General features: G+C 56.3%; 7 protein-coding genes and 1 pseudogene. 2 read left to right on the forward strand and 6 right to left on the reverse strand.

Annotated elements, in window-relative coordinates:
* Together putA and CUC53_RS16535 are read right to left on the reverse strand one after the other, a co-directional pair.
* A partial coding sequence (putA, locus tag CUC53_RS16530; RefSeq protein WP_100295147.1) for a bifunctional proline dehydrogenase/L-glutamate gamma-semialdehyde dehydrogenase PutA occupies positions 1-2,528 on the reverse strand: 2,528 nt, incomplete at its 3' end.
* A 309-nt stretch (positions 2,529-2,837) separates the two neighbouring features.
* Positions 2,838-4,088, reverse strand: a complete 1,251-nt coding sequence (locus tag CUC53_RS16535; protein ID WP_100295148.1) for a methyl-accepting chemotaxis protein — start codon at positions 4,086-4,088, stop codon at positions 2,838-2,840.
* Between the two features lie 101 nt (positions 4,089-4,189).
* Between CUC53_RS16535 and CUC53_RS16540 the strand changes: the two genes are divergently transcribed.
* Together CUC53_RS16540 and CUC53_RS16545 are read left to right on the forward strand one after the other, a co-directional pair.
* Positions 4,190-4,942, forward strand: a complete 753-nt coding sequence (locus CUC53_RS16540) for a potassium channel family protein (RefSeq protein WP_100295149.1) — start codon at positions 4,190-4,192, stop codon at positions 4,940-4,942.
* A 144-nt stretch (positions 4,943-5,086) separates the two neighbouring features.
* Positions 5,087-5,692, forward strand: a complete 606-nt coding sequence (locus tag CUC53_RS16545; protein ID WP_100295150.1) for a TIGR04211 family SH3 domain-containing protein — start codon at positions 5,087-5,089, stop codon at positions 5,690-5,692.
* 275 nt (positions 5,693-5,967) lie between these two features.
* On the opposite strand, the gene folA is transcribed toward CUC53_RS16545, so the two are convergent.
* From folA to CUC53_RS16565, 4 genes and pseudogenes are all read right to left on the reverse strand, one after another.
* A complete protein-coding gene (folA, locus tag CUC53_RS16550) occupies positions 5,968-6,459 on the reverse strand; it encodes a type 3 dihydrofolate reductase (RefSeq protein WP_100295151.1) in 492 nt (163 codons plus the stop codon).
* A gap of 18 nt (positions 6,460-6,477) precedes the next feature.
* The gene (locus CUC53_RS16555) at positions 6,478-6,945 is read right to left on the reverse strand and encodes a threonine/serine exporter family protein (protein WP_100295152.1); all 468 of its coding nucleotides are present in this window, start codon (positions 6,943-6,945) and stop codon (positions 6,478-6,480) included.
* A complete protein-coding gene (locus CUC53_RS16560) occupies positions 6,942-7,742 on the reverse strand; it encodes a threonine/serine exporter family protein (RefSeq protein WP_236757949.1) in 801 nt (266 codons plus the stop codon). The genes CUC53_RS16555 and CUC53_RS16560 overlap by 4 nt, the downstream gene beginning before the upstream one ends.
* A gap of 190 nt (positions 7,743-7,932) precedes the next feature.
* Positions 7,933-8,124, reverse strand: a pseudogene (locus tag CUC53_RS16565) (IS4 family transposase); the annotation flags it as partial.
* Between the last annotated feature and the right edge of the window lie 18 nt (positions 8,125-8,142).

Raw genomic sequence — 8,142 nt, forward strand, 5'->3', positions numbered from 1 at the left:
GAGCAGCGCTGGCCGGCGCTCTGGAACGCAGCGCTCACCACGTCACGCACCACCTGCTCTGGCAGGGCGGTGGAGTCGACGATCATGGCGTTCTGGCCGCCGGTCTCGGCGATCAGCGGCAGGATCGCGCCATCACGCTGAGCTAGGGTCAGGTTGATCAGCTTGGCAGTCTCGGTGGAGCCAGTGAAGCAGACGCCGCCGATGCGCCGATCTGCCGTCAGCTTGGCGCCCACGGTGGCGCCGTCACCGGGCAACAGTTGCAGCACGTCGCCCGGAATACCGGCCTGATGGGCCAGGGTCACCGCCAGATGAGCAATAAGGCCGGTCTGCTCGGCAGGCTTGGCGATGACGGTGTTGCCGGTGGCCAATGCCGCAGCGATTTGGCCTAAGAAAATCGCCAGCGGGAAGTTCCACGGGCTGATGCAGACAAACACCCCGCGCCCCTGCAGCAGCAGTTCGTTGTGCTCGCCAGTGTAGCCGGGCAACAGAGTCGCCTGCCCCATCAGGCTGCGGGCCTGCACCGCGTAGTAACGACAGAAATCGACCGCCTCGCGCACCTCGTCGATGCCATCTTGCAGCAGCTTGCCCGCCTCGCGGGTACAGAGCGAAATAAACTGCTCGCGGTTTGCTTCCAGCAGATCCGCCAGCTTCTCCAGCGCCGCGGCCCGCTCGCTCACCGGGGTTGCGCGCCAGCGCGGGAAGGCGGCATGGGCGGATGCCAAGGCCTGCTCCACCGCCTGCTCGTCGGCCCAGTGGATCTTGCCAACGGTGAGGCTTACATCCTGCGGGCTCAGCACCACGCGGGCGCTGCTGCGCTTGAGGGTCTCGCCATCGACGATGGGGCCCGCCAGCCACTGCTTGCTCTCCAGCTCCTTTAGCTTGGCGAAGAAGGGACGCTGGATCGAGAGGATATTCATGTTAACGCCGCTGGAGTTCTTGCGGTCGCTGAACAGGTTGACCGGCTGCGGAATGCGGTCGTTGGCAAAGCCGGAGTAGCGCTTGAGGGTACGCAGCGGATGCTCGGCCAGTGAATCCACTGGGGTGTTGGGGTCCACCAGCTTGTGAACGAAGGAGGTATTGGCCCCGTTCTCCAGCAGGCGGCGCACCAGATAGGGCAGCAGATCCTTGTGGGCACCGACCGGCGCATAAATGCGGCAGTGCAGGCCGGGATTATCGTTCAGCACCGCGTTGTGCAGCTCCTCCCCCATGCCGTGCAGGCGCTGAAATTCAAACTGGCGATCACCGGCCATCTCCAGAATGCTGACCACGGTATTGGCGTTGTGGGTGGCGAACTGGGGGGCAATAAAGCCACGGGTCGGCTCGCTCAGCAGGTAGCGGGCGCAGGCGAGGTAGGAGATATCGGTGCCTGCCTTGCGAGTAAACAGCGGATAGCCGGGCAGACCGGCCTGCTGGGCATATTTCAGTTCGCTGTCCCAGTAGGCACCTTTCACCAGTCGCACCGGAATGAGATCCCCCTGCTCGCGGGCCAGCGCGGTGAGCCAGCACAGTACCGGCAGCGCGCGTTTGGAGTAGGCCTGCACCACCATGCCAAGCTTGCCCCAGCCACGGTTGGCGTCGGAGCGGTAGAGCTGCTCGAACAAGTCCAGTGACAGTTCGAGGCGGTCCATCTCCTCGGCGTCAATGCTAATGGCCACGTCTTTGCTGCGGGCCAACCGCACCAGCCCCACCAGCCGCTCGCACATCTCGCCAAGCACCCGTTCGCGGTTGGCCACGTCATAGCGCGGATGGAGCGCCGAGAGCTTGATGGAGATGGAAGGGGCCGGGCCGCCGTCGCTGATCCGCTCGTTGCCCACCGCCTCGATGGCGTTGCGGTAATCGGTCAGATATTTGTCGGCATCCTGCATGGTCAACGCCGATTCACCCAGCATGTCGTAGGTGTGGGTGTAGCCCAGCTCGCGGGCTTTGCGGCTCGCCTTGAGGGCCTCCTTCATGTCGCGCCCCAGCACGAACTGCTTGCCCATGATCTTCATGGCGGCATACATGGCGGAGCGCACCACCGGCTCCCCCAGCTTGTTAACCATGCGCCCCAGCAGGTTGGCCGGGTTGCCGTCGAGCTTCTTGTCCAGCTTGATGATCTTGCCGGTCAGCATCAGCCCCCAGGTGGAGGCATTGACCAAGGTCGAGTCGCTCTTGCGAAAATGAGATGACCAGTTGGCGCCGGAGAGCTTGTCCTTGATCAGGGCATCGGCGGTCTCAGCATCGGGAATGCGCAGCAGCGCCTCAGCCAGACACATCAGGATGATCCCCTCCTGGGTATCTAGGCTGTACTCCTGCAGAAAGGCGTCGATACCATCGCCCGAGCCGCTCTCCTTGCGCACCTTGGTCACCAGAGTACGGGCACGCTCGGTGACTTGCGCCAGTGAGCCACCATCCCCCGGCAACATGGCGCAGAGCTCGGCCAGATAGGCATTTTCATCCACCACGTAGTTGTGGGTGATGGCTTCGCGCAAGGCGGCGAGATCAGAGGGAATATAGTCAGCAGCAAGTACGTGAGTTGCTTTAAACATAGGGGGTCTTCCTGTACGCCCGAGGGCTGAGATCGACAAAAGCGGACGCGCCGCCGACACGCCGATAATGTATACAATGTCATCCGCTATATGAAATAAATTTGTTGCTTTAATTTAACAAAATTCAGTTGTAAGGCCCCCTTTGCCCCTATATTCCACCCCTCATCGCTAATGGTGCTCTTTTTTGTATACAATTTCAGGCGAAAATGGACGACCATCTGGCAGAAAAAAGGCCGCAAACGCGGCCTGAATAGTGCAGGTAGCGCCTTGAAGTCATCGGTGCCGCTACCAGATCAGTTATCAATGGGATCAGGCCAGTTTGAACGATTGCACTTGGCTGTCGAGGGTCTGACTGTGTTGTTCTACTAGCTCGGATGCTTCTTGTAACTCACGCAGCACGATCACCGAGCCTTCAGCTATCTGCTTAACCTGATCGAGATTGGTGCGCATCTCATCGGCCACCGAGCTCTGCTGTTCAGAGGCGGCGGCGATATGGCGGTTCATATCTGCAACCCCCTGCACTCTTGCCACTATGGTGGCGAGCTGTTCTCCCGCTTGGGTGACCTGCGCGACCCCTTTATCCGCCTGCGTCACACTCTGCTCCATCAGTTCGGCCGCCTGATGGGCACTGCCGTGTAACTGCTCGATCATCTTTTGAATCTCGACGGTGGCCGCCTGTGTTCGGTTGGCCAGCTCGCGAACTTCGGAAGCAACCACCGCAAAGCCGCGGCCTGCTTCACCCGCACGGGCGGCTTCGATGGCAGCATTCAGCGCCAGCAGATTGGTCTGCTCCGAAATACCACGAATGGTGTCTACCACGGTGCCGATCCGCGCCACCCCCTGCTCTACGTGGCTAACGGCCGTCGCTGAGCGTTGAATATTGCCCGACAAGATATCAATAGTGCCGACGGTATCTGCCACATAACGGCTGCCCTCTTTTGCTAATAGGCTGGCATCTGCGGTGGCATGGGATGCTTGATCGGCGTGGGCGGCCACCTCACGAATCGCCTCGACCATCTGGCTCATGGCACTGGCTAGCTGCTCAATTTGGGCAAACTCTTCTTGAATGGCGTCATTGGCTTCTTCCATGCAAAGCGTCACTTGGGAGGCAATTTCATTGAGCTCCTGACACACGCCACGCTGACGGCCAAACACCTCCTTGAGGTTCTCCTGCGAGTGGGAGACGGCTTTGGCGATGTCACCAAACTCATCGCTCGATTTCAGTTGTACCTTGTGGCTGAGGTCTCGTTTAGCAAAACGTTCCAGTAAGCCAACCAGATAACGCACTTGTTTGACCATCAGCCGCGAGCCGGTCATCAGTAGGATCACGAACAGTAGCCCGATGATCGCGGTTTCCATTAAACCACTCCACAGCAGGCGTTCAGCAATATCGCTTGCCTTGGCAGGGGAGAGTCCTTCACTGAGCAGCGTTGCTTCTAGGGTATTCGCATCAAACCAGAGCTTGATCAGTAACAGCAGGCTACTGAAAACCATCAGTAATACGACCTTGGGGACCAGCCTGATGTTGCTCATCCGTTTTTCAAGCGGGTTTAATTGCATACTATCCTCCTTGCTTTAAGACGTTTTTAATTTTGTCCTGAGCTCTGTCGCCATTATCTTCATGTTTATTAATTTGCCCTCAATTTAACGTAGGAAACCGTATGCGTCGCCATTTTACTCACCTGCGCGCCATGGATTTGTTAATCGCATTTTTGTCAATTGTGTCGGTGCTACTGGTCGCCGCACGTTGGTGGGGCCATCACACCCTGACCGAGCCCACGTTGCAGTTCCTGTATGACCTAGACAGCCTGATCTGCTATTTTTTGCTGTTCCATTTTTGCTATGGATGGTGGCAAGCCTCTGATAGAAAAGCGTATTTCAAGGCTAACTGGTTTTATCTGCCGGGGAGCCTACCGATGGTGGAAGAGCTACGTTGGGCCCGTTTATTACAGCTGTGGCGGGTCTATCAGCTGCTGCGTGACCATCCTGATTTGTTGGGGATGTTTCGCCGGCAACGAAATGAAACCACCCTGTCTGGCATTCTGTTTCTGTTTGTCTTGCTGCTGGGGGTGGGCTCCTGCGTCATGTACCTGATCGAATCTGGCCAGCCAGGCAGTCAAATAGAGACGCCTTACGATGCGTTTTGGTGGACTCTAGTGACCCTATCTACCGTAGGTTATGGTGATCTTGTCCCCAAAACGGAAGAGGGACGTTTCGTTGCCAGCTTACTGATTTTTTTTGGGGTGGGTTTGTTTGGTGCCATCAGTGGTTTTATGGCCAGCTTATTTTTGCAGCCTAATCGAGGCGATAACGACACAGACAAGTGGCGACGCAAATACCACGCCCAGCAGGAGGCGGTATTACAAGAGTTGCGAGCATTGCGGGCCGAGATCCAAGAGCTTAAGAAAAAGTAATGAGAATGAAGAAGTTGCAGATGAGCCGTAGCCCTGTCGTCACGTTCATACCGATCAGGCACTGTTTCTTTACTTGTTCTTTAACCTGCTGGCGGCTTAACATTCCACCTCTTATCCAATCTTAAACGAGAGAATCGATCGACCATGCGTGCCTTCCTCGGGATTCTGATCTGCTTGTGTGCCCAACAGGTACTGGCCGAGACCCGCTATGTATCAGATAACATCTTTACCTACCTCCACAATGGCCCCGGCACTCAATACCGGATACTCGGTAGCGTCAAAGCCGGTGAGTCACTGGAGGTAAAGGCCGTGAATAGTGAGGCTGGCTATACCCAAGTGGTGGATAGCCGTGGCCGTGAAGGCTGGATCAAAAATAACGAGCTGCAGGCCGATCTCAGTCTGCGCCAGCGTTTGCCACAGGTAGAAAAAGAGTTAGCCGAGCTCAAGGCACGACTACAAAACCTCAACGGTGATAACGAACAGCGCTTCACCGAGAAAGACGGCCAGATTGAGCAGCAGAGTCAAGAGATTGCCCAGTTAAAGGCCCAGCTCGCGACCCAAGATGAGCAAATTGGGACGCTCAAAGAGCAAAATGATGCACTCACTCAGAGTTACGATACCCAAGAGCATGACATGCAAATAGATTGGTTTATCCGAGGGGGCGCCATGGTGGGCGGTGGGATTTTGCTGGGGATCTTATTACCCATGCTGCCGCGTCGTCGTAGCCGCAGCGATCGATGGATGAACTAACGCGCAGCTGCCAGTGGGGCAGCCGCACAAAATAAACATAAGGCCGCGTTTGCGGCCTTATGTTTATTTATAACCCCCGAGGCGCTGCACTATGGGGAAAGCTCGTTGACCTCATCGCCGCATGGCCAATGAATGGACTGCACCATGTTCGGAAAGCTGACGCCCCAGCAATCTGAGCGTGAGCTGGTCACCCATGATGAACTTGCCTCCCAAGCGCACCACCTGCGTAAAATCGACATCAAGCAGTTAAGCCGACATGCCTAGTAGGCAAACCTTCAGCAACGCTGCCAAGTCTCGAAGCAGTAGGGGTGTGGGTTCTTCTCATCAGCAGGATGAGCCTCGCTGGTGATACGTTGCCACTGGCCATCATCAAAAGCAGGGAAGCAAGTATCCCCCTCTGCTGCCAGATCGATCTGCGTTAGGTAGAGGTAATTCGCTCTCGGCAACATCTCGCTATAAAGGTGACCACCACCGATCACCATCAACTCCTCCACCGCACCGCCTGCCAACAGGGCCAGCGCCGCCTCGACGGAGCCCACCACCTCGATACCCTCAGCCTGATAGCTGGGGTTGCGGCTGATGACCAGATTGCGCCGTCCGGGCAAGGGGCGGCCGATAGATTCAAAGGTCTTACGCCCCATCAAGACCGGTTTGCCAAGGGTGACTCTCTTGAAGTGGGCCAAGTCAGCAGGCAGATGCCAGGGCATCTGGTTATCCTTGCCGATCACCCTGTTATGGGCCATGGCGGCAATCATGGAAATCTTCATGGGGGCTTTCACTGTCTATCAAATGATGGGGCGATTACGGTACACGACCAAGGAGGGAATCGCCAAACCGAAGCTCAGCGCGCCGACAATAAACAGAGCCTTGAGGCCGTTCTCCACCGCACTTTGGATCAAGTCCATGGTCACGCCGCTGATATTGAGCTCTACCACCGCAATCATGGTTTTAAACGCATAACTGCCAGGGATCATCGGAATGATGGAGGCAACACTGAACACCGGCCGTGGCGCCAGCAAACGGCGGGACCAGTAAACACAGACAAAGCCGACCGTAGTTGCCGCCGCCAGCGTCGCCCACTCGATGGGCATGCCGTAGTGAATGAGCAGGGTACGCAGGCTGTGGGCCAGCGCGCCGCCCATGGCGCAATACTTCAACATTCGTGGCGGCACATTGAACAGCATGGCAAAGCCTACTGCCGGAATCGCCGACCAGAAGGCATCCTTGGCCAGTAGCCAGAGCAAATCCATCATACCGTCCACCCCCAGATCCCCGTGACTGACATGGCGAGAATGATGCCGATGGCCGCACTCACCGTGAGTAAGGTCGCCGTCCCCCAGCGCGCCAAGCCCATGTTGAAGTAGCCCTTTACCATGTCGGAGACCGCATTGATCAGCGGAAAACCCGGCACCAGCAGCAGCACGCTGGCCGCCATAGCGAGATAGGGTTGTTCACCCCAGCCAAAGAAGGTGGCGCTGGAGGAGAGCAAGGTGGCAATAAAGCCGGTGACAGCAAAGTTGATGAGCGGGCTGTGATGATGGCGAGCCATTAATTGACGCACGCGCATTGCCACCGCGGCACAGCAACAGGTCACCAAAAAAATGGGCCAGTCGCCACCAAACAGCAAGCTGAATGCGCCACATGACAGACCAACCATAGGGACGACTAACCAAGGGTGATAATGAAAGGGGGTAATCGCTTCGAGCCGTTGGCGTACTTCACGAGCATCGATCAGCCCTTTTTCCGTGATGATGCAGATCCGTTGGATTTCACAGACTACCTGCATGTTGATGCCATGTTCGCGTACTCGGCGGGTGGTCGTAATACAGCTGCCTTGGTAGAGGCTACTGAGCACAATGGCGCTAGAAGAGATGGCCATCTCGACGCTCTCAAGTCCCAATGCTAGCCCTAGTCGCACGGTAGTTTGCTCGATGAGGCGACTTTCTGCCCCAAATTGGGCCAACATCTGGCCTGACTTGGCGATAATCCGAGTAATTTCTGTCTGCTGCTCCCGCGACAGCACTCGCTTTGGTGGGATATTTATCATCATCCTTTCGAGCCACATAAATAGAGTTTTTGGCATGTTAGCCTAACTCTAATGGCTATTCATCTGGCTAATTCATACCAGTAACAAGGATTAAAATAAAATATGATCAAGGTCATTAAATTGCTTTTAAATCACAATATAATTGCAAGATATTAACAAATAAAAATGCCCACGCGGGGCTAATGCCAGTCAGTTAAGCCTGACTGGCATTGTTTTTATTGGCTTTTTGCACCGCATACTTTTGTGGTCTTGCCTTCACACTGCGGGGATAACTCCGCTCCCTTCGCTCCGGCAATACAAACTGCCCCGCCTGTTTCTCCAGCTCTGCTACCCGCTTCGGGATACTCCCCGGTGACAGGTACGGCATGCAGCTCAGTTCATGGACTGTCTCTTATACACATCT

It is taken from the genome of Aeromonas cavernicola, from assembly GCF_002795305.1.
Lineage (GTDB): Bacteria > Pseudomonadota > Gammaproteobacteria > Enterobacterales > Aeromonadaceae > Aeromonas > Aeromonas cavernicola.